General features: G+C 65.0%; 29 protein-coding genes and 1 pseudogene. 17 read left to right on the top strand and 13 right to left on the bottom strand.

The features are described from left to right. Positions 1 to 44: 44 nt before the first annotated feature. Entirely contained in the window at positions 45 to 791 is a 747-nt protein-coding gene (locus FJV80_RS27850) for a pseudouridine synthase (protein ID WP_142877971.1), read from the top strand. 91 nt (positions 792 to 882) lie between these two features. Here FJV80_RS27850 and FJV80_RS35635 read toward each other — a convergent pair whose 3' ends face one another. Beyond that, positions 883 to 1,008, bottom strand: a complete 126-nt coding sequence (locus FJV80_RS35635) for a hypothetical protein (protein WP_281408791.1) — start codon at positions 1,006 to 1,008, stop codon at positions 883 to 885. A gap of 193 nt (positions 1,009 to 1,201) precedes the next feature. Between FJV80_RS35635 and FJV80_RS27840 the strand changes: the two genes are divergently transcribed. The 5 genes from FJV80_RS27840 to FJV80_RS27820 all read left to right on the top strand — a co-directional run bounded on the left by FJV80_RS27840 (position 1,202) and on the right by FJV80_RS27820 (position 4,876). After that, positions 1,202 to 1,654, top strand: a complete 453-nt coding sequence (locus tag FJV80_RS27840) for a DUF4440 domain-containing protein (RefSeq protein ID WP_095776074.1) — start codon at positions 1,202 to 1,204, stop codon at positions 1,652 to 1,654. Positions 1,655 to 1,732: 78 nt separating this feature from the next. Beyond that, the gene (locus tag FJV80_RS27835; RefSeq protein WP_095790438.1) at positions 1,733 to 2,335 is read left to right on the top strand and encodes a sulfotransferase family protein; all 603 of its coding nucleotides are present in this window, start codon (positions 1,733 to 1,735) and stop codon (positions 2,333 to 2,335) included. Positions 2,336 to 2,537: 202 nt separating this feature from the next. Further along, positions 2,538 to 3,284, top strand: a complete 747-nt coding sequence (locus FJV80_RS27830; protein ID WP_142877970.1) for an SDR family NAD(P)-dependent oxidoreductase — start codon at positions 2,538 to 2,540, stop codon at positions 3,282 to 3,284. A gap of 42 nt (positions 3,285 to 3,326) precedes the next feature. Further along, positions 3,327 to 4,379 (top strand): sigma-70 family RNA polymerase sigma factor, encoded by a 1,053-nt coding sequence (locus FJV80_RS27825; protein ID WP_142877969.1) that lies wholly within the window; start codon positions 3,327 to 3,329, stop codon positions 4,377 to 4,379. Between the two features lie 95 nt (positions 4,380 to 4,474). After that, positions 4,475 to 4,876, top strand: a complete 402-nt coding sequence (locus tag FJV80_RS27820) for a VOC family protein (protein WP_142877968.1) — start codon at positions 4,475 to 4,477, stop codon at positions 4,874 to 4,876. Between the two features lie 292 nt (positions 4,877 to 5,168). On the opposite strand, the gene FJV80_RS27815 is transcribed toward FJV80_RS27820, so the two are convergent. Further along, entirely contained in the window at positions 5,169 to 5,750 is a 582-nt protein-coding gene (locus FJV80_RS27815) for a histidine phosphatase family protein (protein ID WP_142877967.1), read from the bottom strand. 271 nt (positions 5,751 to 6,021) lie between these two features. On the opposite strand from FJV80_RS27815, the gene FJV80_RS27810 reads away from it, so the two are divergent. From FJV80_RS27810 to FJV80_RS27795, 4 genes are all read left to right on the top strand, one after another. Continuing rightward, the gene (locus FJV80_RS27810; protein ID WP_095774886.1) at positions 6,022 to 6,471 is read left to right on the top strand and encodes a universal stress protein; all 450 of its coding nucleotides are present in this window, start codon (positions 6,022 to 6,024) and stop codon (positions 6,469 to 6,471) included. A 98-nt stretch (positions 6,472 to 6,569) separates the two neighbouring features. Then, complete coding sequence (locus FJV80_RS27805; RefSeq protein ID WP_095790444.1) at positions 6,570 to 6,845, top strand: DUF1778 domain-containing protein; 276 nt, start codon at positions 6,570 to 6,572, stop codon at positions 6,843 to 6,845. Then, on the top strand, positions 6,842 to 7,360 hold the full coding sequence (locus FJV80_RS27800; RefSeq protein ID WP_095774888.1) for a GNAT family N-acetyltransferase: 519 nt from the start codon (positions 6,842 to 6,844) through the stop codon (positions 7,358 to 7,360). The genes FJV80_RS27805 and FJV80_RS27800 overlap by 4 nt, the downstream gene beginning before the upstream one ends. A gap of 100 nt (positions 7,361 to 7,460) precedes the next feature. Further along, positions 7,461 to 8,018, top strand: coding sequence for a sugar O-acetyltransferase (locus FJV80_RS27795; protein ID WP_142877966.1), 558 nt, complete (start codon positions 7,461 to 7,463; stop codon positions 8,016 to 8,018). Positions 8,019 to 8,025: 7 nt separating this feature from the next. On the opposite strand, the gene FJV80_RS27790 is transcribed toward FJV80_RS27795, so the two are convergent. Together FJV80_RS27790 and FJV80_RS27785 are read right to left on the bottom strand one after the other, a co-directional pair. Beyond that, on the bottom strand, positions 8,026 to 8,775 hold the full coding sequence (locus FJV80_RS27790) for a sulfite exporter TauE/SafE family protein (RefSeq protein WP_142877987.1): 750 nt from the start codon (positions 8,773 to 8,775) through the stop codon (positions 8,026 to 8,028). A gap of 10 nt (positions 8,776 to 8,785) precedes the next feature. After that, positions 8,786 to 8,980 carry a hypothetical protein gene (locus FJV80_RS27785; RefSeq protein WP_095774891.1) on the bottom strand — a complete coding sequence of 65 codons (195 nt, stop codon included), beginning with the start codon at positions 8,978 to 8,980 and terminating at the stop codon, positions 8,786 to 8,788. A 125-nt stretch (positions 8,981 to 9,105) separates the two neighbouring features. Here FJV80_RS27785 and FJV80_RS27780 point away from each other — a divergent pair, with 125 nt between their 5' ends. The 7 genes from FJV80_RS27780 to FJV80_RS27750 all read left to right on the top strand — a co-directional run bounded on the left by FJV80_RS27780 (position 9,106) and on the right by FJV80_RS27750 (position 14,948). Continuing rightward, positions 9,106 to 10,023: a LysR substrate-binding domain-containing protein gene (locus FJV80_RS27780; protein WP_142877965.1), complete on the top strand. Its 918-nt coding sequence runs from the start codon at positions 9,106 to 9,108 to the stop codon at positions 10,021 to 10,023. A gap of 95 nt (positions 10,024 to 10,118) precedes the next feature. Beyond that, positions 10,119 to 10,619, top strand: a complete 501-nt coding sequence (locus FJV80_RS27775) for an Lrp/AsnC family transcriptional regulator (RefSeq protein ID WP_142877964.1) — start codon at positions 10,119 to 10,121, stop codon at positions 10,617 to 10,619. Next, positions 10,616 to 11,776: a saccharopine dehydrogenase family protein gene (locus FJV80_RS27770; protein ID WP_142877963.1), complete on the top strand. Its 1,161-nt coding sequence runs from the start codon at positions 10,616 to 10,618 to the stop codon at positions 11,774 to 11,776. Before FJV80_RS27775 ends, FJV80_RS27770 begins: the two co-directional genes overlap by 4 nt. A 94-nt stretch (positions 11,777 to 11,870) precedes the next feature. Then, a complete protein-coding gene (locus FJV80_RS27765) occupies positions 11,871 to 12,677 on the top strand; it encodes an ABC transporter substrate-binding protein (RefSeq protein WP_142877962.1) in 807 nt (268 codons plus the stop codon). Positions 12,678 to 12,805: 128 nt separating this feature from the next. Beyond that, entirely contained in the window at positions 12,806 to 13,477 is a 672-nt protein-coding gene (locus tag FJV80_RS27760; protein WP_095774895.1) for an amino acid ABC transporter permease, read from the top strand. Then, complete coding sequence (locus FJV80_RS27755) at positions 13,474 to 14,148, top strand: amino acid ABC transporter permease (RefSeq protein ID WP_142877961.1); 675 nt, start codon at positions 13,474 to 13,476, stop codon at positions 14,146 to 14,148. The genes FJV80_RS27760 and FJV80_RS27755 overlap by 4 nt, the downstream gene beginning before the upstream one ends. A gap of 41 nt (positions 14,149 to 14,189) precedes the next feature. After that, positions 14,190 to 14,948, top strand: coding sequence for an amino acid ABC transporter ATP-binding protein (locus FJV80_RS27750; protein ID WP_140889845.1), 759 nt, complete (start codon positions 14,190 to 14,192; stop codon positions 14,946 to 14,948). A gap of 118 nt (positions 14,949 to 15,066) precedes the next feature. Here the strand turns inward: FJV80_RS27750 and FJV80_RS27745 are convergent, their stop codons facing one another. The 9 genes and pseudogenes from FJV80_RS27745 to FJV80_RS35305 all read right to left on the bottom strand — a co-directional run. After that, positions 15,067 to 16,182: an alkene reductase gene (locus FJV80_RS27745; RefSeq protein ID WP_095793885.1), complete on the bottom strand. Its 1,116-nt coding sequence runs from the start codon at positions 16,180 to 16,182 to the stop codon at positions 15,067 to 15,069. A 35-nt stretch (positions 16,183 to 16,217) separates the two neighbouring features. Beyond that, positions 16,218 to 16,508, bottom strand: a complete 291-nt coding sequence (locus tag FJV80_RS27740) for a metalloregulator ArsR/SmtB family transcription factor (RefSeq protein ID WP_032931173.1) — start codon at positions 16,506 to 16,508, stop codon at positions 16,218 to 16,220. Between the two features lie 170 nt (positions 16,509 to 16,678). Beyond that, entirely contained in the window at positions 16,679 to 17,377 is a 699-nt protein-coding gene (locus FJV80_RS27735) for an RES family NAD+ phosphorylase (RefSeq protein ID WP_142877960.1), read from the bottom strand. Continuing rightward, positions 17,371 to 17,799 (bottom strand): MbcA/ParS/Xre antitoxin family protein, encoded by a 429-nt coding sequence (locus FJV80_RS27730; RefSeq protein WP_095775040.1) that lies wholly within the window; start codon positions 17,797 to 17,799, stop codon positions 17,371 to 17,373. The genes FJV80_RS27735 and FJV80_RS27730 overlap by 7 nt, the downstream gene beginning before the upstream one ends. A gap of 269 nt (positions 17,800 to 18,068) precedes the next feature. Beyond that, the gene (locus FJV80_RS27725) at positions 18,069 to 19,502 is read right to left on the bottom strand and encodes an aldehyde dehydrogenase family protein (RefSeq protein WP_142877959.1); all 1,434 of its coding nucleotides are present in this window, start codon (positions 19,500 to 19,502) and stop codon (positions 18,069 to 18,071) included. 153 nt (positions 19,503 to 19,655) lie between these two features. Continuing rightward, the gene (locus FJV80_RS27720) at positions 19,656 to 20,015 is read right to left on the bottom strand and encodes a hypothetical protein (RefSeq protein ID WP_044548202.1); all 360 of its coding nucleotides are present in this window, start codon (positions 20,013 to 20,015) and stop codon (positions 19,656 to 19,658) included. Continuing rightward, complete coding sequence (locus tag FJV80_RS27715) at positions 20,012 to 20,398, bottom strand: ACT domain-containing protein (RefSeq protein WP_142877958.1); 387 nt, start codon at positions 20,396 to 20,398, stop codon at positions 20,012 to 20,014. The genes FJV80_RS27720 and FJV80_RS27715 overlap by 4 nt, the downstream gene beginning before the upstream one ends. 28 nt (positions 20,399 to 20,426) lie before the next feature. Next, positions 20,427 to 20,894: a GNAT family N-acetyltransferase gene (locus FJV80_RS27710; protein ID WP_142877957.1), complete on the bottom strand. Its 468-nt coding sequence runs from the start codon at positions 20,892 to 20,894 to the stop codon at positions 20,427 to 20,429. A 224-nt stretch (positions 20,895 to 21,118) separates the two neighbouring features. Then, positions 21,119 to 21,214: pseudogene (locus tag FJV80_RS35305) on the bottom strand (oxidoreductase); the annotation flags it as partial. Positions 21,215 to 21,233: the final 19 nt, after the last annotated feature.

Below are 21,233 nucleotides of genomic sequence, written 5' to 3'. Positions count from 1 at the left end.
TCCCATGCCATCTGTCCGGTACCAACGGACCGACCCGAAGCAGAATGGCAGCACGACCGACATCGCCCACAGCCAGGCCATCAGGCGTCAGCCTCAACCGCGCGCTGTCGAAACTCGGCCTGTGCTCGCGCACGCAGGCGCAGGTGCTGATCGCGGAAGGGCGCGTGCGCGTCGGCGGCAAGGTGGTCCGCGACGCCGCGCTGCGCGTCGACCTGAACCGCGACCGCATCGTCGTCGATGGCGCGCCCGTCATTGCCGAGCGCAAGGTCTATGTCATGCTCAACAAGCCACGCGGGCTGGTCACCACCCGCGACGACCCGCAGCAGCGCGACACCGTCTATGCCTGCCTCGAAGGGCTCGATTTGCCCTTCGTCTCGCCGGTCGGCCGCCTCGACAAGGCCAGCGAAGGCCTATTGCTGATGACCAACGACACGCATTTCGCCAACCGGTTGATGGACCCGGCCTCGCATCTGCCCAAGACCTATCACGTCCAGGTCGGCACGGTGCCTGACGAAGCGATGCTGGAGGCGCTGCGCGCGGGCGTCACCGTCGATGGCGAGACCCTGACCGCCACTTCAATCACGCTTTTGCGCAGCGGCGGCCGCACCGCCTGGCTGGAGATCGTGCTCGACGAGGGGCGCAACCGCCACATCCGCCGCCTGCTCGCCGCGCACGGCATCGAGGTCAGGCGCCTCATCCGCATCGCCATCGGGCGCTTGCCCCTGGGAGACCTCGCCAAGGGCGCGGCGCGGCATTTGACGCCGGAGGAGTTGGCGTTGCTGGAAGGCTGAGCAAGCGTCCCGCCCGCCAGACCGCAAGCGGCCAGGTTCATTTTTTCCGTCGGGAGTTTGCGCCAGAGCGAGGAGATGGACCGGCGGCCCATCACGCCTTGTTGGTGATCCACATGCTTGGCGCGCCGACCACGCCGGCGCTCGCCATCGTCTCTTTCAATTTTGGGTTCTTGATGAAGGCCTGTGCCTCGGCGACACTGGCGAAATCATGGGTCACCGTGACGTCGTTGGGGTTGTCCGCCGCCTGATAGACGGTCTCTCACGATCGGTAGTCAGTATTTGCACGGTATATTAGTAAATGTTAAATTAAAGACTGGAGCCGCGATTGGTATGCGGCTCGCGACCATTCCGGCGATCGCTCGCCGCCGTGGAGAAACTGGTAATCAGAAACCGGAACACGGGAGGATGAAATGACTTTCAAGCATTGTCTGCTGGCCGTCGTTTTCACGTCACTCTGCATGGGATCTGCTCAGGCCCAGCCTGCGAAAGAAGCCATCGAAGCCGCTAATGCCGAGTTCGTGAAGGCGTACAACAGCAAGGATGCGGCCGGGGTTGCCTCGAAATACACGGATGATGCGGCCGCATTCCCGCCGGATATGGCGCGGGTCGACGGCCGCCAGAATATCCAGAAGCTATGGCAGGGCGCGATGGATATGGGCATATCGGAGCTCACGCTCACGACGCTTGATGTCCAGGAAAGCGGAGATTTTGCGTTCGAGTCCGGGAGTTTCTCCCTCAAGGCGCCGGGCAAGGATTCGAAGCTGGTGGATGCCGCCGGGAAGTATGTCGTGGTCTGGAGGAAGGGTCAGGACGGAGGCTGGAAGCTCTACCGGGACATATGGAACTCCGACCCCGGGAAATGAGTCCGCATGCAGCCATCCCCGCCTGCGGATGGTGCTCGCAAGCGACTGATCTGGCTGTAGGCCTGAACGCGGGGAATAATGGCGATAAGGGTGATCGGAACGGGCTTTGGCCGGACAGGAACGGACTCGATGCGCGAGGCGCTGACGATCCTTGGCTTCGGCCCCTGTCACCACATGTCCGAAGTCATGGGCAATGAAGACCAGAAGCGGCTTTGGCGTGCGCTGGCGAAGGGCGCGGCGCCAGACTGGAACCAGCTGTTCGCGGGCTACGCGTCCTGCATCGACTGGCCCTCGGCGCACTATTGGCGTGATCTGATTGAGTTCTATCCGAATGCCCGGGTCATCCTGACATACCGATCTCCGGAAAGCTGGTGGGCAAGCTTCGAGAAAACGATCCTCGCGAGTATCAGCCAGAGCACGGATCAGGAATCGCTGGGTCTTGCCCTGATCTCCAGGCAAGTCTTCGACGGCCGGCCGCACGATCGCGCCAATGCCATAGCCGTCTACGAGGCCAACGTAAGGGCGGTCATTGCGACAGTGCCGCCTGGTCGGCTGCTGGTCCACAATCTCGGAGATGGGTGGAAGCCGCTCTGCCTGCATCTCGAAGTGCCGGTGCCGGACAAGCCCTATCCCAATCGCAACAGCACCAAGGACTTTCAGTCGGCTCTTGCACAGAACTAGTTGGCCGTCTGCAAGGAGCGCGTTAGCGGACGTTCCGTACGGCGACCACTGCACGTTTAATTGGCCACAATGTTCACGAATGAGAGCCGCCTGATCCGCGCCCGCGAAAGATTTTCGCCGCCCCACCGATGATTTCCGCCCGCCCGCGCTGTCCTCATCCATAGGCGCCGGAATTGTCCGGGCCGGAACAGTGAGGTGATCCATGCGATCGTTGCAAGGTCAAAATGTCGTCGTGGTCGGAGGCAGCCGGGGTGTCGGCCGCTCGATCGTGGAAGCCGCGCTCGGCGAAGGCGCAAATGTGCTTGCCGTCGCCCGCGGCGCGGAAGCCTTGAAGGAGCTCTCCTGGGAAGCGTCCGGAGTCAGCACGCTGGCCGCCGACGCCACGCAGGACACGGCGCCCGATAGGGTGTTCGTCGCGCTGCAGCCGGATGTGCTGGTGATCTGCGCCGGCGCCTTCGCGCCGTCAGCCTCCATCCAGGACCAGAGCTGGGACGATTTCTCGGCGAATTGGGAGACGGACGTCAAGGCATCGTTCCTGTTCTGCAGGGCAGCACTTCAGGGCCGGTTGAAGCCGGGCAGCCGCGTGGTGCTGATCTCCAGCGGCGCGGCATTCAGCGGCGGACCGCCGAACTCCGGCGGCTACTCCGGTGCCAAGCAGATGCAGATGTTCCTTGCCGCCCACAGCCAGAAGGAGGCCGACCGGCTTGGCCTTGGCCTGCGCTTCATGGCACTGGCGCCGATGCGCATCATGGCCGGCACCGGCGTCGGCCAGCACGGCATTGCGAGCATCTCCGCCTATCTCGGCATCAGCCCGGCGGATTTCCTGGCCAGCCTGAGCGATGTGCAGACGCCCGCCGATGTCGGGCGCGCCGTGGTGGCGCTGGCCGGCGGCAAAGTGCCAGGCATCGCCTTCACGGTGAGCGGCAGCGGCCTTGCCGCGGCGGCATGAGGCGCGCAGGATGCGAGACGAACTCCGCATGGCAGGCTCGACATGACAGACGCTCCCGGCCCGCTTGAGCCGCTGGGCCCGACCGGCGGGCCGATCCTCGATCGGCCTGCCTTCGAGCGCCTGACGATGGCCCACCGCCGGGCGCTGAAGCTGCACTGCTACCGGATGATGGGCTCGCTGCACGAGGCCGACGATCTCGTCCAGGAGACGTTCCTCAAGGCCTGGCGCGGCCGCGCGCAATTCGACGGGCGCGGCTCGCCGCGCGGCTGGCTCTACACGATCGCCACCAACGCCTGCCTCAACGCCATCAAGGCGCGGTCGTCGGCGCACCGCGTCCTCGAAATGCCCGCGCGGCCGCCGAGCGAAGGGCGCGCAGCCGCCGGGCCGGCGGTCGAACTCTCCTGGCTGGAGCCCTACCCCGACGCCGAGCTGCCGGACCTTGTCGATGGCGAGCCCGGCCCGGATGCGCGCTACGAGACAAATGAGGCGGTGCGGCTGGCCTTCGTCGCCGCCATCCAGTTGCTGCCGCCGAGGCAACGCGCATCCCTGCTGCTGTGCGACGTGCTGGGCTGGTCGGCGCTGGAGACCGCGCAATTGCTGGGCGGTTCGACCGCCTCGGTCAACAGCGCCCTGCAGCGGGCGCGCGCGACGCTTGGCGAGCGCTATCCCGGGGGACGGCCCGAGCAGCGATCGCAGCCCAACCGAGAGGAAGGTGCGCTGCTCGAACGCTATATCAGCGCCTGGCAGGCCGCCAATCTCGACGGCTTCATCGCGCTGCTGCGCGAGGACGCCACCTACCACATGCCGCCATGGCGCGACTGGTACCAAGGACATCAGGCAATCCTCGGTTTCTTCAAAACCGTGTGGGGCAATTTCGCCGGCTACCGCGCCGTGGCGACACGGGCCAACGGCCAGCCGGCGGTCGCGATCTATGCCCGGCGCCATCAGGAGTCCGAATGGCGCGCGCAATCGCTGCATGTCATCGAGCCGGCCGATGGCGCTATCGCCTCGCTGACGATCTATGTCGCCCCGCTCGGCCCTGCCCTGTTCGCCGCCTTCGGCCTGCCGCCGGTCTGGTCCGGACCGGAAGCGTAGCCGTCGCCTCCACTCCTGACGGAAAGCTGGCAGGAGGCCTGGCCTATAGAACGGCCGGGAGCCCGGCCGTGGCTTCAGCCATCAAGGAGCCAACAATGAATTTCGTCTCTGTCCGCATCATCACCTCGGACGTTCAGCGCCTCGTGCGCTTCTACGGCGAGATCACCGGCATGCCGGTGACGGTCTACACGGAAGACTTCGCCGAACTCGCGACACCTTCCGGCACGCTGGCGATCGGCAGCACGCGCACCTTGATGCTGTTCGGCGGCGACATCGCCCGCCCCGCCGACAACCACACGGCCATCCTCGAATTCCGCGTCGGCGATGTCGATGCCGAATTCATCAGGCTGTCGGACTTCATCAGGGACATGACCGTGCAGAAGCCGACCACCATGCCCTGGGGCAACCGCTCGCTGCTGTTTCGCGACCCCGACGGCAATCTGGTGAATTTCTTCACGCCGGTGACGGCGGAAGCGATCCGGAAGTTCGATAAGTAGGAGGCGGACGCGCGGTTTGAGTTGGTTCAGCGCCTGGCATCGGGGATTGGCTGAAGCCACCCAACGCGTCGTCATCCTAGGGCGAAGCAGGAGCGCAGCTCCGTCGCGGAGACCCTAGGATCCATGCCGGGACCTTCGACGTAGAGTGCAGCGGAGCAGTATTCTGCACCGTAGCGGCGCCTAGAAGTCGCGGCATGGATCCTCGGATCTGCGCCGCGTCGCTTCGCTCCTTGCTCCGCCCGTGGATGACGAAGCGATGCGCGTTCCCGCGAGTGGGCCGCAGCGATGCCCGCTACTTCAGGTTCCATTTGCGCACGACCGGCTCGCCGGGATCATGCTCGTAGCCGAGCACGCTGATGCTTGCCGTATCGAGCACGAACAGCGCGCCGCCTTCCGGCGGCAGGCCGAGCCAGCGGGCGGCGAGCACGCGCAGGAAATGCGCGCTGGAAAAGATCAGGATCGAGCCGCCAGCTTCGCGAAGCTGTCTGATGATCCTGTCGGCGCGGGCGCCGACATCGGCGGCCGTCTCGCCTCGCGGGCAGCCGTCGCGAAACACGTTCCAGCCTGGCCGCTCGGCCAGGATGTCCTTGGTGGTGCGCCCCTCATAGGCGCCGTAGTCCCACTCCTGCAGATCATCGTTTCTGACGCTCTCACCGCCAAAGCCAGCCAGCACGCTGGTGTTGTAGGCGCGCTGCGAGGGGCTCGACCACACCGCCGAGAACGACAGGCCCGCGAGCCGCTGCGCCACGCCCCGCGCGGCGGCCTCGCCCGCCACCGTCAGCGGCATGTCGGTGCGGCCGGTGTGCTGCCCCGAAAGGCTCCACGCCGTCTCGCCGTGCCGGACCAGATGGATTTGCGGATACGCGCTGCTCATACGCTCGGCCCTTCGTTGATGTCGGGCCAAAGCTGTAGCGGTCGGCGCAAGGGAGCGAAAGACCCGGCGACCATCGCGGCAGGCGGTCGGGGCGCAACCGAGCCAAAGCCAACAGGGATACCGGAAGATCGCCGCGGCACGCCCCTCGTCTGGCCCTGATCCACATGACGCTGGCCCTGTGAGCAGCCCGGCGGCGCAACTATATCAGGAGGGAGCCACCAAGGCTCCCGCCCCCAAGGGCGCCAACCCTTGCATAACAGGTCAGATCATCATGTACAAACATCTGCTCATCGCCACCGACGGGTCGGAACTGGCCGACAAGGGTGTTGCCCATGGCCTTACATTGGCAAAAGGCATCGGCGCCGCCGTCACCTTCGTCACCGTCTCGGAACCGTTCCCCATCTTGGCCTGGGGCGGCGCGATGGCCGGCTACGCGGCGGGCGACGAACTGGTCGTCTACCAGGAAGAGGCGCGTAAATATGGCAAGGAGGTTCTGGCCAAGTGCAAGGCCTCGGCCGATGCAGCGGGCGTGTCCGCCAAGCTTGTGCATGTCGAGGACAAACGGCCCGCCGAGGCGATCCTGGAACTGTCGCAGGCGCAGGGCTGCGACCTGATCGTGATGGCCTCGCATGGCCGCCGCGGCCTGGGCAAGCTGCTTCTGGGCAGCCAGACTGCGGAAGTGCTGTCCTACACCGCGATTCCGGTTCTGGTCGTTCGGTAATAGATCGGCCGGCGCTCATGCCCTTGAGGTCAACGCGGCAGGATTTATATTGTACGGATTCAATCCGTACGGTATTATCATGAGCAAAGGGGATACCTATGCCGCGCAACGTCAGTGACAACGGTCGAATCGATTTTCGGATTGCGCCCGAAGCGAAAGCTGTGATCGCTCGTGCGGCGGCCTTGTCGAATGTCGGCCTGACCGAGTTCGTCACGCGTTCGGCACTGCGTGACGCCCAAGCCACGATCGAGCGCGCGGAACATCTTGCGCTATCAGAACGGGACAGTCTGCGTATCCTCGACCTGCTTGAGAACCCACCCTCCCCGACCAACCGTCTTATCCGCGCCGCCAAGGCCGGTCAGACCCTCGCGTGAACTCCACTACCTGGCAGGAAACGCCGATCGGGAAACAGCATGACCGTGCCGCCTTCGACTGCGGCGACACGGACCTCGACACCTATTTGCAGCGCTTCGCCCGTCAAAACCATGAAAGCGGTGGCGCGAAAACTTTCGTTGCCGTGACGGCGCAAGATCCTTCGCGCATCCTAGGGTTCTATTCTCTCAGCCCGGCTTCGATCGACTTTGTCCGGACGCCGGCCATCGCCAGACGCGGCCTTGGCCGCTATGAGGTGCCGGTCTACCGTCTAGGTCGGCTCGCAGTGGATCGTTCGATACAAGGCCGTGGCCTCGGCGGCGGTTTGCTGCTCGCTGCCGGAAAGCGCTGTATGGCAGTCGCGGAGGAAGTCGGCGGCGTTGCCTTGCTGATCGATGCCAAAGGGGATCAGGCGGCACGCTGGTATGAGGGTTACGGTGCGGTCCGTCTCGACGACGCGCCGTTGTCCCTGATCCTGCCTTTCGCCGTTATCGCCAAGGCGATAGCTGCGTTCTGAACGCCTGCGGCGGTGCTGGTGGTTCGCTAAGCCTGGCCCTTGGAGGCAGAATCCGGCATGCGTCAGCTATTCGTTTAGCCGTGCCGGAGGGAAACAACGAATGGCGCATGAGGATCACACCAGGGTAATCCCCGGGAGAACGCCGCAATCGGCGGCCATGCTGGCGGACGTCAAACGGGCGATGGCGATCACCGCCCGTCTCAACCGGTTGACGTTCAACGACGCGGACGAGGTCCGCGCCCTGTTCAGCGAACTCATCGGCAGGAAGGTCGACGACAGCTTCCTGCTGATCCCGCCCTTCTACGCGACCGGCGGGGCCGACACCCGCGTTGGCCGCAATGTCTTCATCAATCAGAACTGCACGTTTTATGATCTTGGCGGGCTCGACATTGCCGACGATGTGCTGATCGGGCCGAATGTCAGCCTCATCACGTCAGGCCATCCGCTCGAACCGTCGCGGCGCCGTGCCTTCACGACAGCAAGGCCGATCGTCATCGAGCGCAATGTCTGGATCGCCGCCGGCGCGACGGTCATCGGCGGCGTGACCATCGGCGAAAATTCCGTCGTCGCGGCGGCCTCGGTGGTGACCAGGGACGTTCCCGCGAACACGCTTGTCGGCGGCAACCCGGCGCGGGTTATCAGGTCGATTGCCGAGTGAGTCCACCTCACATCAGCGCCTCCAGCGCGAGATACACCCCCAGCGCCAGCAACCCGACAAAGAACACCTTTCGAAAAGTCTCGACGCTCATCCTCTGGCGCAGCGCCTGGCCGATGAACAGGCCGCCCAGCGCCGGCAGCAGCGCCAGGATCGAGCCCGTCAGTTGCGCCGTCGGCGACGCGAAAGCGCCTGTCCTAAACAGGCCGAGGGCAAGCGCCGCCGTCGAGACGGTGAAGGACAGGCCGAGCGCCTGGATGAGATCTTCCTTCTCCAGCCGCATCGACTGCAGATAGGGCACCGCCGGAATGACGAAGACGCCGGTGGCGCCGGTGACCAGCCCGGTCGCCACGCCGACCAGCGGGGACATCAAGGCCTCGTGGCGCACCGGCGTGGTGAAGCCAAGCCTGAGGAGGCCGAGAATGGCGTAAAGCACCAACGCCGCGCCGAGCCCGGCCGAGGCCGCGCCCGCATGCGCGCCGGTGAGCACCCCTGCCCCGGCGACGGTGCCCAGCATGATGCCGGCCATCATCGTCCACAGCCGCCTGCACAGGCCGCCGAAGGCGGGGCCGGTGAACAGCTGCCAGAGATTGGTGACCAGCGACGGGATCAACAGCAAAGCGGCGGCCTCGGCCGGCGGCATCGTCACCGCCAGCAGGCCCATCGCCACGGTCGGCAGGCCCATGCCGACGACCCCCTTGACGAAACCGGCGGCGAGGAAAACGGCGCCGATCCAGGCGATGATGCCGGCGCTCAGCATGCCCACGGGATCAATCATGCAGCAGCATGTCAGCCGCATCGGCATCCGGTTTTGCCGGCACGGCATCATGGCGGGCGGGAACCGCCGTCGCGCATCCGCGCAGGCCAGGCTGCGCCTGCGCCATGGCAAGCGAGGCCACGGCGATCGCAAGCGCCATCGCCATGCCTTCAAGAATACCAAGCCGGCCTGTCGCTTTTTCGCCCATCGCAAACCTCCATCGCAAAAGATTTGACCGACATCCGGCCCGCGCACAATGTGGAAGTTGCGCTGCCAGCCTTCGTCCAGGCCGAAGGCTGAAGCCAACGCCGCGTACCTCGCAGGAGCAAAAAGATGCGCTTCGATCTCACCGATCTCCGGCTGTTCCTGCTGGTGGCCGAGCGCGGCAGCATCACCCACGGCGCCGAGCTTGCCGGGCTGGCGCTGGCCTCGGCGAGCGCCCGCATCAAGGGCATGGAGGAGCGGCTCGGCGCGCCGCTTCTGGAGCGCCGCCGCCGCGGCGTGGTGCCTACTGCCGCCGGCCAGGCGCTGCTGCACCATGCGCGGGCCGTGCAGAACCAGATCGAGGCGATGGCCGGCGACCTCGGCGCCTATGCCGGCGGCCTGCGCGCCCGCGTGCGGCTGATGGCCAACACCGCCGCCACGGCCGAACTTTTACGCGACACCTTGCCGGCCTTCCTGGCGGCCCATCCCGGCATCGACATCGATTTGGAGGAGCGCCCCAGCCACGAGATCGCCGAGGCGGTGGCGAGCGGTGCGGCCGATCTCGGCATCGCCGCGACCTGGGCCGGCCTTGCGCATCTCGAACAGAAACCGTTCTTCATCGACCGGCTGGTGGTGATCGCCGCGCGGAACTGGCCGGGGCTCGCCGGCCTGCACAGCGCCAGCCTCGCCGACATGCTGGGCGAATCCTTCGTTGGCCTCGGCCTCGGCCACGCCCTGCAGGAGCACGTCACCCGCCAGGCCGCCCGGCTGGGCGGCCATCTGCATATCCGCATCCGCGTGCCCGGGCTCGACAATGTCTGCCGGCTGGTCGCGCAAGGTGCCGGCATCGCCATCGTGCCGGAAAGCACCGCCCGACATTCGGCTCGCACGCTGCGCAGCCTGCGGCTGACCGACGACTGGGCGACCCGCCAGCTCAATTTGTGTGCCCGCAGCTTCGACGAACTGACGCCGCAGGCAAAGCTTCTGGCCGCGGCGCTTGATCCCGCCTCCCCGCATGGGGAGGAGATGATCATAGCCCATAAATGATACGGGCCTTGCTGTTATTAGAAATTTCCCCTAGGGTCTTTTCACATAAGAAAGAAAAGCGCATCTATTTATCTCATTTGTGAAAGACGGGCACTTTGCGGGAACATCTCGATCTGACCGATCGGCGGCTGGTCAAACAGCTGTCGCAGGACGCCCAGCCGGGCATCAACCGCCTTGCCGAGATCTTGGCGATTTCGGTGCCGACGGTGCGGTCGCGGCTGCGCAATTTGCTCGACCGCAATTTGCTCAAGATCGTCGGCCTGCTGAACCTCACCGAGCGGCCGGAACTGATCTCGGCTATTGTCGGCATCAATGCCCAGGGGCGCGGCCGGGCCCGCGAACTGGCGCAGCGCATTTCCGAACTGCCATTCGTCAACTCGGCTTCGGTGGTCACCGGACGCTTCGACATCATCGTCGACGTGACGGTGGCCGGTGACGTCGCCGATCTCTATCGCGTCACCAGCGAACTGATCCCGGGCGCCGGCGAGCCGGGCGAGGTCGTGCGCAGCGAAACCTTCGTCGTCATGGCGTCCTGCAACAAATGGATCAGCCTGCCCGAAGGCTGCTGGTCGGACGACCGCAAGGAGCCGGCATGAGGATAGCGGTTCTCGGCGGCCTCGGCCTGCAAGGCCGCGCGGCCATCGCCGATCTCGTCGCCAGTGGTGTCGAGGAGGTGATCTGCGTCGATACCGCGCCGGATGGCGCGGCCCGGCTGGCTGATCTGACCGACCTTTCCCGCGTGCGTTTCGTCATGCCCAAGGGTGCAATCGGACCGGCGCTTGCCGATGTGCTGGCGGACGCCGACGGCGTCATCGATTTGCTGCCGCAGCCGCTGATGCGCGAGGCGGTGCAAGCCGCCATCGCGACCCGCACGCCCCTGGTCACCACCAATTATGCCAAGACCATCGCCGACCTGGCGCCGGAAGCCGAACGGGCCGGTGTATCGATCATGACCGAATGCGGGCTCGATCCCGGCATCGACCTCGTGCTTTACGCCCGCGCCGCAAAACAGTTCGACGCGATCGCATCAATCGATTCCTATTGCGGCGGCATTCCCGAGCCGAAGGCGATGGCCAAGCCGCTTTGCTACAAGGTGAGCTGGAACTTCGACATGGTCCTGGTCAGCCAGAACCGCGACAGCGTGATGATCGAGGACGGCAAGCGCGTCGCCGTGCCCGCAGCCCGCCAGCACGACAGTGCTTTCATCCACGAGATCGAGGTCGCCGGCCTCGGCCGGCTGGAAGCCTTCCCCAATGGCGATGCGCTGCATTATGTCGAGATGCTTCCCGCGGCCAAAGGGCTGCGCCGCTCCGGCCGCTACACGTTGCGCTGGCCCGGATGGTCGGCCTTCTGGGCGCCGCTGAAGGAACTCGGCTTCCTCTCCGAGGACAAGGTGCCCGGCACCTCCAGCAGCCCGCGCGAATTCCTCGGCCGGCTGCTCGGCCCGCAACTGCAATATGGCCCCCGCGAGAAGGACCTTTGCGTGATGCGCAATGTCTTTTCCGGCCTCCAAGGTGGCCGCGCCAAGACCGTGACATCCGATTTGATCATCGAGCGCGACCTGGCGTCGGGCCTGTTCGGCATGAGCCTCGGCGTCGGCTACCCCGCCAGCATCGTGGCGCAGATGCTGGCGCGGCGCGAGATCACCACGCCAGGCCTTTTGAACCCGCTGCTCGACGTGCCCGACGAAGCCTTCTTCGACGAATTGGCCAAACGCGGCATCAAGGTTGCCGAGACGGTGGCCTGGGACTGAGGATTTTCGAACGGCCCGCCGGCAAACGGCGTCGCCGCTCAAAAAAGAGCCCAAGGGAATCCGCGGGCAAACAACAACAGGGAGGAATGCCAGAATGAAGATTGCCAGACTTTTCATCGCCGGAAGACTTTTCATCGCCGGACTTGCGCTCGCGGGCCTGACCGCTGCCGCCAGCGCCGGAACGCTGGACGAGATCACCAAGCGCGGCGAATTGCGCGTCGCCGTGCAGACGCAAGGACCGCCCTTCTCGCTGGTCGGCGCCAATGGCGAACGCACCGGCAGTTCGGTCGAACTCGCCGAACTGATGGCCAAGGAAATGGGTGTGAAGATCACCTTCCTCGACTTCGACTGGGACGGCCTGATCCCGGCGCTCTTGTCCGGCAAGGCCGATCTCCTGGTCGCCGACATGACGCCGACGCTGGCGCGCGGCATGAAGGTCGCCTTCACCACGCCTTACATGTACACGGGCAGCACCGTCTTCACCAAGGCCGACAGCAAGTTCAAGACCACCGAGGACTGCAAGGCCAAGGGCACCAAGATCGCCGTGCTGCTCGGCGCCACCGGCGAGAAGGAAGCCAAGACCGCCTTCCCCGATGCCGACATCAAGAGCTACAAGGGCGGCGGTCCGCTGCTGCTCGACGCGGTCAACAACGGCCAGGCCGATTGCGGCGTCAATGACGTCTCGGCGGTCAAGGGCCAGTCGACCGCCTACCCGGCCGGCACCTTCACCATCATGCCGGACCTCTTGTCGAAGGAGCCGCTTGCCTTCGCCACCCGCTATGACGAGCCGGACCTGCTGGTCTGGATGAACCTGTTCCTCAACCAGGTCACCATCGACGGCCGCCTGCAGAAGAACCTCGACTACTGGGTCAATTCCGACGCCTGGAAGAAAGACCACTAAATTTGGTGAGTAGTGAGTAGGCAGTAGTGAGTAGTGAGTAGCCATTCGGCGCACTTTTCTACTGCCTACCGCCTACTGCCTACTGCCCTACTGCCTACTGCCTACTGCCTACTCACACCGCCGCGCTCATGCTCGAAAATTTCAGTTTCCGCACCATCGTCGAATACCTGCCGCTGTTCGGACAGGGCCTGGTCACGACTGTCTGGCTGTCGGCGATCTCCTTTGTCGGCGCGCTCCTCGTCGGCATCGCGCTGTGCGCCATGAATTTGCAGCGCGGCTGGTTGTTTCGCGCGCCGGCCAAGGCCTATATCGACGCGGTGCGCGCCACGCCCTTGCTGGCGCAGCTCTATTTCCTCTATTTCGGCCTGCCCCGGCTCGGCTTCGTGCTGCCGGAACTCGTCGTCGGCATCCTCGCTTTGTCATTGAACAGCGGCGCCTATATCGCTGAAATCATTCGCGCCGGCATCCTGTCGATCCCGCGCGGCCAAGTCGAGGCCAGCGTCGCCTCCGGCATGACCTACACGCAGCGCATGCGCCTGGTCGTCCTGCCGCAAGCCTTCAAGGTGACGATCCCGCCGCTGCTCGGCCAGGCGATCGTGCTGGTCAAGGATTCCGCGCTTCTGTCGCTGATCTCGGTCGCCGAGCTGACGCGTGCCGGGCAGTTGCTCGCCTCCGATCGTTTCATGCCGGCGGAAGGCTTTCTCACCATCGCCGCCTTCTATTTGCTGCTCTACTACGGCCTGAAGGCACTGGCCGGTCTCTCCGGCCGCTGGCTCGGCACGGCGGGGGCGCGGACATGATGTGGCAGCAATTCGTCAGCCTCGCCGGCTCTTATCCGCTGGCCCTGCGCGGCCTCGGCATGACCGTGGTGCTGTCGCTGATCAGCCTGGTGCTCGGCACCTTGCTCGGCTTCGGTCTCGGCATCTTGCGCACCGGCGGCAGCCGGCTACTCTCCAGCGTCATCGGCGCCTGGGTCGACCTCATCCGCGGCACGCCGTTCCTGGTGCAGATCTTCCTGATCTTCTTCATCCTGCCGGAGTTCGGTATCGAGCTCGACGCCTTCACCGCCGGCATCATCGCGCTGACCAACCTTGCCGCCTGCTTCATCTGCGAGATCGTCGCCGCCGGCATCCGCTCGGTTCCATCAGGTCAGGTCGAGGCGGCGCTGGCGTCCGGCCTGTCGCGCTGGCAGCGCATGCGCCAGGTGGTGCTGCCGCAGGCGATGCGCATCGTGCTGCCGCCGCTGGTCGGGCAATATGTGCTGTTGATCAAGGATTCTTCCGTCGTCTCGGCCATCGGCCTGACCGACCTCACCCGCGTCGGCTGGCTGGTGGTGCAGCGTGTGCCCAACGGTCTGCTGGTCTTCTTCCTTGTCGGCGTCGGCTATTTCATCGTCTGCTATCCGCTGATCATGCTGGCCCGCCGGCTCGAACGCCGCATGGGCGCGGCGCATGGCGAGGTGCAGCTGTGACATCGAACCCCAAAGGGCCAAGCAATATGACCAAAGCGGGCATGACCCAACCAGGCCTGACCAAGACCGGCATGATCGACTTTCGCGGCGTCAACAAATGGTTCGGCGCGCTCAACGTGCTCAGGGATATCACGCTCAGCGTCGAGCCGCGCGAAGTGGTCGTCGTCTGCGGCCCGAGCGGTTCGGGCAAGAGCACGCTGATCCGCTGCATCAACGGGCTGGAGACGATCAGGGACGGCGACCTCGTCGTCGACGGCCAGCGCGTCGGCGACCCCGCCACCAACATGACGCAGCTGCGCACCGAGATCGGCTTCGTCTTCCAGTCCTTCAACCTCTACCCGCACAAGACCGCGCTCGAAAACGTCACGCTGGCCCCTATCCATGTCCGCAAGATCCCGCGCGCCGAGGCCGAACAGGCCGGGCGCGAACTGCTGGCCAAGGTCGGCTTGGCCGACAAGGTCAACGCCTATCCGGCACAGCTCTCCGGCGGCCAGCAGCAGCGCGTGGCGATCGCGCGTTGCCTCGGCATGCGGCCCAAGATCATGCTGTTCGACGAACCGACTTCCGCCCTCGACCCGGAAATGATTTCGGAAGTGCTCGACGTCATGGTGGCGGTCGCCGAGGAAGGCATGACCATGATGGTGGTGACGCACGAGATGGGCTTTGCCCGCAAGGTCGCCCAGCGCGTCGTGTTCATGGATGCTGGCGCCATCGTCGAAAGCGGCACGCCCGACGAGTTCTTCTCACACCCCAAGACCGACCGCAGCCGCGCCTTCCTGAGCAAGATTCTCAGGCATTGACGGCGGTGACCGTCGGCTTTGCGGTGCAACCGATCTGTAAGCCGTTAGGGCCATCGTACCGGGCGAGCGGCTGCCCTTCCGCTGCGGGCGAAAGGGCAAACCGTCTGGGATGGGCGGCTCAGGCCGCCGTCGGGTAATCCGTATAGCCCCTGGCGTCGCCGCCGTAGAACGTCGCCTTGTCGGGGACGTTCAGTTCGGCATTGCGCTTCAGCCGGCTGACCAGGTCGGGATTGGCGATGAACAGCTTGCCGAACGCGACCAGGTCGGCATAGCCGTCCCCGACGGCCTTTTCGGCCAGTTCCTTGTCGTAGCCATTGTTCACCAGCCAGGCACCGGCGCCGCCGGCCTTGTGATAGGCGGCCTTGAGTTCTTCGTAATCGAACGGCTGGTGGCCCTGGCTGAAGTCGCGCGCGCCGCCGGTCGCGCCTTCGACGATGTGGATATAGGCAAGGCCACGGCTGCCCAGGCCCGCCACCACATGGTTGAACAGCGGCTGCGGATCGGCATCCGAAGTGTCGTTGGCGGGTGTCACCGGCGACAGCCTGATCCCGGTCCTGCCGGCGCCGACTGCGCCCGTGACCGCGTCGACCACCTCGAACAGGAAGCGCGTCCGGTTCTCGATCGACCCGCCATACGCATCGCCGCGATGGTTGGTGCCCGAACGCAGGAACTGGTCGATGAGATATCCGTTGGCGCCATGGATCTCGACGCCGTCGAAACCCGCCACCTCGATCGCCGCCTTGGCGGCGCGGCGGAAATCATCGACGATGCCGGGGAGTTCGGCCGCATCGAGCGCGCGCGGCTCGGAGGTCTCGGCGAACTCGCCGCTGCCATCCGGCTTGACCAGGAACGTCTTGGAGTTTGCGCGGATCGCCGACGGCGCCACCGGCTTGCCGCTGCCGGGCTGCAATGTGTTGTGCGAGATGCGCCCGACATGCCAGAGCTGCACCACGATCTTGCCGCCGCCTCTATGGACGGCGTCGGTGACACGCTTCCAGCCGGCCAGCTGGTCCGCGCCATAGAGGCCGGGCACGTTGGCATAGCCCTGGCCCTGATGGCTGATGGCGGTGGCTTCGGTGACGATAAGACCAGCCGTGGCGCGCTGGCTGTAATAGGTCACCGAGAGGTCGCCGGGCACCGCATTGGGCGAGCGATTGCGCGTCAGCGGCGCCATGACGATGCGGTTCGCCAGCGTCAGGTCGCCGGCCCGCAAGGGATCAAACAGGGTAGTCATGAGAAATGCCTTTCATGCATTCGGGGGGAGGATCGTCAGAGATCGGACAAGGCGGCCTGAAAGGCGGCGATGGTTTCTTCGTTGCGCTTGTAGAACACCCATTGGCCGACCCGACGCGTCGTCACGAGGTCGGCCGATGCCAGCGTCGCCAGATGCGCCGAGACGCTGGACTGCGCCAGGCCGCGATGGTCGAACTGGCTGGCGCAGACACCCATCTCGAGCGGATGCGCCTGCGCGGCGAAGTGCTGTTCAGGCTCCTTCAGCCAAGCCAGGACATCGCGTCGAAACGGATGCGCCAGTGCCTTCAATATGATGTCGCGGTCCATCTTCACCTCGCATCGATCTCACCCGATATATAGATCGGGTAGAGTCGATATGGCAGGAAATCCATGCTATTTTCGAAGGCCATCGGAGCAAGTTGGTCTCAGGACACGGCACGAAGCCGCAAATAGCGCCGCCGGGCGCCAGCCTCCGCGGCGAATGCGCCGCCATCCCGTCAGGTGACCGACAGCACCTTGCCCGTATCGTGCTGGCGCACGAAATCCACATGGCTGCCGTCCCAGTGGTAGGAGTAGTGCCGGCCCTGCACCGGCACGGGAATGACGTCGGGCCAGAAGATGCCGATGCATTGCCCGTCGGGCATACGCACGCTGTTCCAGACAAGTCCATCGCTGCCCCCTGCCCGCAGCGCCCGCCCCTCCGCCTGCGATGCGGTGTAATCGTTGGGGTCGAGCACGCCGGGCACGGCGTTGACGTCGTCGAGGTCGCGGTCGACGCTGCCGATCAGCACGCGAAAGTCCGCCGTCCAGCCCGGATCCTCATTGGTGGCGCGCATGAAGTTCTGGTGGTGGTGGATGGTTTCGGCCAGCGCCACATCCTCGCTGTCGCCGGCATAATAGAGGCCGTAGCTGCCATCCGAGAAGCGGCCGGGCCGCAGCGTCGAACAATGCACGAAGGGCGCCATGACGAAGCTGGCGCCGGGGCCGGACACCCGCCTTGCCGCCGCGACCTTGCCGAGATCGCCGATCTCCAGCCGGATGCGCGGGTTGGTCTTCTCCTCGACGGCGGCCAGCGCCTCCCAGTCACGCGGATCGGCAATGTCCTCGAACAGGTCGATCGGCGGATGGATGGAGCGGATGATGCGAAACGTCTGGGGCCAGTGGACGCGGCGCCTGACCGCGAGCCCACTCACCATGCACCACGCTCCGCATCGAGCCATTCGCGCATGGCGGCAAGGTCGGAGATTTCGCCGCGCAGCATCAGGTCGAGCGCCGACTGGCCGCCGAACGTGGCATTGGGCTTGCGGATCCAGGCATAGCCGCGCGCCGGCTCGGTGAAGAGATAGCGCAGGCCCTTGTGGATGCCCATCAGATGCGCCATGCGGGTGCGCAGGTCGCGGTCGATTCTTCCGATGCCGCCTTCCTTCCAGCGCGCCCCAGTCTTCCAACGTGCCCAGGTGCGCGCCGACATGCCGCCGAGCAGGATGCAGGCCTCGAGGTCAGTGAGGTTCCACGCCTTGAACAGATTGACCGTGGTGCGCGCCAGCGCGCCGGCCTCTTCTTCCGAAATGGCTGACCCGACCGCGGCCGGCGTCGTGACGATGGACTGAAGCTGCATGTTGCTCACCCTGCTATTGGCAGAGATATAGCATGTATTTGCCAATTGGCAAGGATGAGACCTTAACAGACTTGGGTTCCTCGCCCCCACGAAGTGGGGGAGAGGTGGATCGGCGAAGCCGAGACGGAGCGGGGGATGGCGCGGCCCTAGGTGATTGAGCAGAAACTTCCAGCGCCGCAGCCCCCTTTCCGACCGCTTCGCGGCCACCTCTCCCCCGCTTTGCGGGGGAGAGGAACCCAAGTCCTGGAAGGTCGATGCTAGCGCCCCGCCTACTCCGCCGCCTCATACCCGGCGATGCCCTTGATCTCGAGGAAATCCTCGAGCCCGTATTCGGCGTATTCGCGGCCGTTGCCTGATTGCTTGTAGCCGCCGAAGGGCAGGCCGGCGTCCCAGGCCGGGTAGTTGATGTAGACATTGCCGGAGCGCATGCGTGCCGCCACGTCGCGGGCCTTCTGGATGTCCTTGGCCTGGATGTAGGAGGCAAGGCCGTAGACGGTTTCGTTGGCCTGCTCGACCGCCTGTTCGACCGTGTCGTAGGGCAGGATCGCCAGCACCGGCCCGAAGATCTCCTCGCGCGCGATGCGCATGTCGTGGGTGACGTCGGCGAACACCGTCGGCCTGACATAGTAGCCGCGGTTGAGTTCGGCCGGGCGGCCGGGGCCGCCGGCGACCAGCGTCGCCCCCTCGTCGATGCCGGCCTGGATCAGGTCCTGGATCTTGTCGAACTGCATCTGGCTGACCACCGGGCCAAGCTTGGTGTTGGCGCCGTCGGCCGGGCCGACCACGAATTTTTCCGCCGCCGCCTTGGCATAACCGGCGGCCTCGTCATGGCGCTCGCGCGGCACGAACATGCGGGTCGGCGCATTGCAGGACTGGCCGCTATTGCCGAAGCAGCCGGCGACACCCTTGGTGACGGCGCGGGCGAGGTCGACATCCGGGAACAGGATGTTGGCCGACTTGCCGCCCAGTTCCTGGTGCACGCGCTTGACCGTGTCGGCGGCGGCCTTGGCCACCAATATGCCGGCCCGCGTCGAGCCGGTGAACGACATCATGTCGACGTCGGGATGGCTGGACAGCGCCTGGCCTACGCCGGGGCCGTCGCCATTGACGAGATTGAACACACCCTTCGGCACGCCGGCCTCATCGATGATCTCGGCGAAGATGATGGCGTCGAGCGGCGCAATTTCCGACGGCTTCAGCACCATGGTGCAGCCGGCGGCAAGTGCCGGGCCGACCTTGCAGGTGATCTGGTTCAGCGGCCAGTTCCACGGCGTGATCAGGCCGACGACGCCGATCGGTTCCTTGACGATCAGCGAGGAACCCTTGACGTGACGAAACTGGAAGATCTTCAGCGTCTCCGCCATCTTCTCCAGATGCGCCAGCCCGACGCCAACCTGGCTGTCGAGCGCCATCTGGCGCGGCGCGCCCATTTCGCGCGACACGGCGAGCGCCAGGTCCGAACTGCGCTTCTTGTAGACCTCGATGACGCGGTTCAACATGTCGAGGCGTTCATCAACCGAGGTGAAGCCGAACGTATTGAAGGCGCGCCTGGCGGCGGCCACCGCCTTGTCGACATCGGCCTTGGAACCGAGCGAGATCTGCGCGAAAACATCCTCGTTCGACGGATCGATGACATCGAGCGTGTTGGGCACGACAGGATCGACCCATGCGCCGTCGATATAGAACTGCAGATTGTGTGGCATGGTTTTCTCCTTGGGTGCCGCAAGGCCGTTCCGGCCGTCATATCCGATCAGAAATAACGATGCACAAACGCCGCTGTCAAACGCAATCCCCGAAATGGCTGAGCCAGCGCGCCAGCGATTGAGCCAGAGGCGTTGGGCCAGGAAGCGGTGCGGTCAGTTCGGCTTTGAACCGACATCGCATGGGGCTTCGAAACCCGCATTGGCAAGCCGCTGGCAAAACCGGCGAACCCAATCGTTGCCTTCGTCCCGAAGCATGTCCCACAGCGGCCATTCGGGAGCCGCTTCGACCGCATGTAGAATGGACCAGTTGAGCCCGTAGGCCGTGTCGCCGTCGGCAGGCAGCAACGATATCAGGCCGCTGACGTCATCCGTGGACAATGGCAGAACCAAGGCCTCGATGCACTTCTGCGCTGCGGTAGTTTGCTCGAAATTGAGGTCGTCCGTCAGCTTGGGAGCAATCCTGCAAAGGTCGCGGACGGCTTCTTGCATCACGTCAGCACCTTTTTCGCTCACGACAGCAGCGTGTGTCCTGCCTCGACCAGATGCTGTCGCGCCGCTTCCTGGTCCGCCGCTTTCACCAGCAGGTGGTCGCCGTCGAAGGTGGACACCAGGAAGATGCCCAGTCCGTTTTCCGACAGCGGCTGGATGACCGACAGCACGATGCCGGTTTCGTCGAAAGCAAAGGGCCCCTGCAATTTGAAGGCGACCCAGTCGCCGTCGTGCTTGACCGCGCCTGGGACTCGATCCTGCAGGCACGTGATCGAAAGCTCGTCGTCGGTCCGGGTGATGCTGACGAAGCCCGGCCCGTCCGCCCAGCCGGGAATGCCGTCGCCCGCAGCGAGCCGCGAGATCGCGTACGGCCCGGGAAGTTGCCTCAATTTGACCTTGGCAGCCATCGTCGTATCCATGCCTCCGATTTGTCCGCTATCGCGTCAATTTCTTGCTCATATAGACCGTCATGCCGCCCATGAACGGCTCCTCCCGCTCGATCGTATAGCCATGCTTTTTGTACAACAACACATTGGCCTCGAAGGCGCCATTGGTCAGCAGGCGCAGCTCCAGGCGGTCTGCTTCGAGCGCCTTGCGCTCGGCCCGCTCCAGCAGCAGCCGGCCGATCCCCCTGCCCTGCGCCTGCGGCGCGACGCAGACGTTCTCGATCCACAGATGATCGTCGGCCAGCATGGTTTCGATCATGCCGACGATGCGGCCGCCGTCGACGGCAAGCTCGAACGGATGCTCGGCAACGGCCTTCCCGTAATCGGCGCGCATCGGCAGCGGCTCGCGGCCGATCACCGGCACCCATTTGCCATAGGCCGCGCGCACAATGTCCCTGATGGTCGCGGCGTCAGCGGTTTCGGCCGGCCGAAACCGGATGGAAGAATTTGTCATCACAGTGCTCCAGATATGCAAAACCCCGCCTGCGTTGTCGCGGGCGGGGCTCGAAACGAACGAACCGGATCTATCCTGCCGGCCTTTGTCGTCGCGCGCTCAGCATGCCGCTCGGCAATGAGCGGCGGCGTCGCTGGGTGTTTGTGGGCGCGAGAGCGAACATGACGCCAAGCTGGAACATGAGGCGCGGGGCGTCAAGGCTTGGGGATTAGCCCAGACTTTCGAACTTAGTGCTCTTGCGCCGTCGGCCTGAACAGGATCTCGTTGATGTCGGCCTCATCGGGCCAGCTCATGGCGAACTCGACCGTCCTGAAGGAATCCGCCGGATGGCTACACGGTCAC

Source organism: Mesorhizobium sp. WSM4310, from assembly GCF_007003935.1.
Taxonomy (GTDB): domain Bacteria; phylum Pseudomonadota; class Alphaproteobacteria; order Rhizobiales; family Rhizobiaceae; genus Mesorhizobium.
Note: the sequence above shows the minus strand (reverse complement) of the source record. Positions and strands in the feature narration are given on the sequence as shown.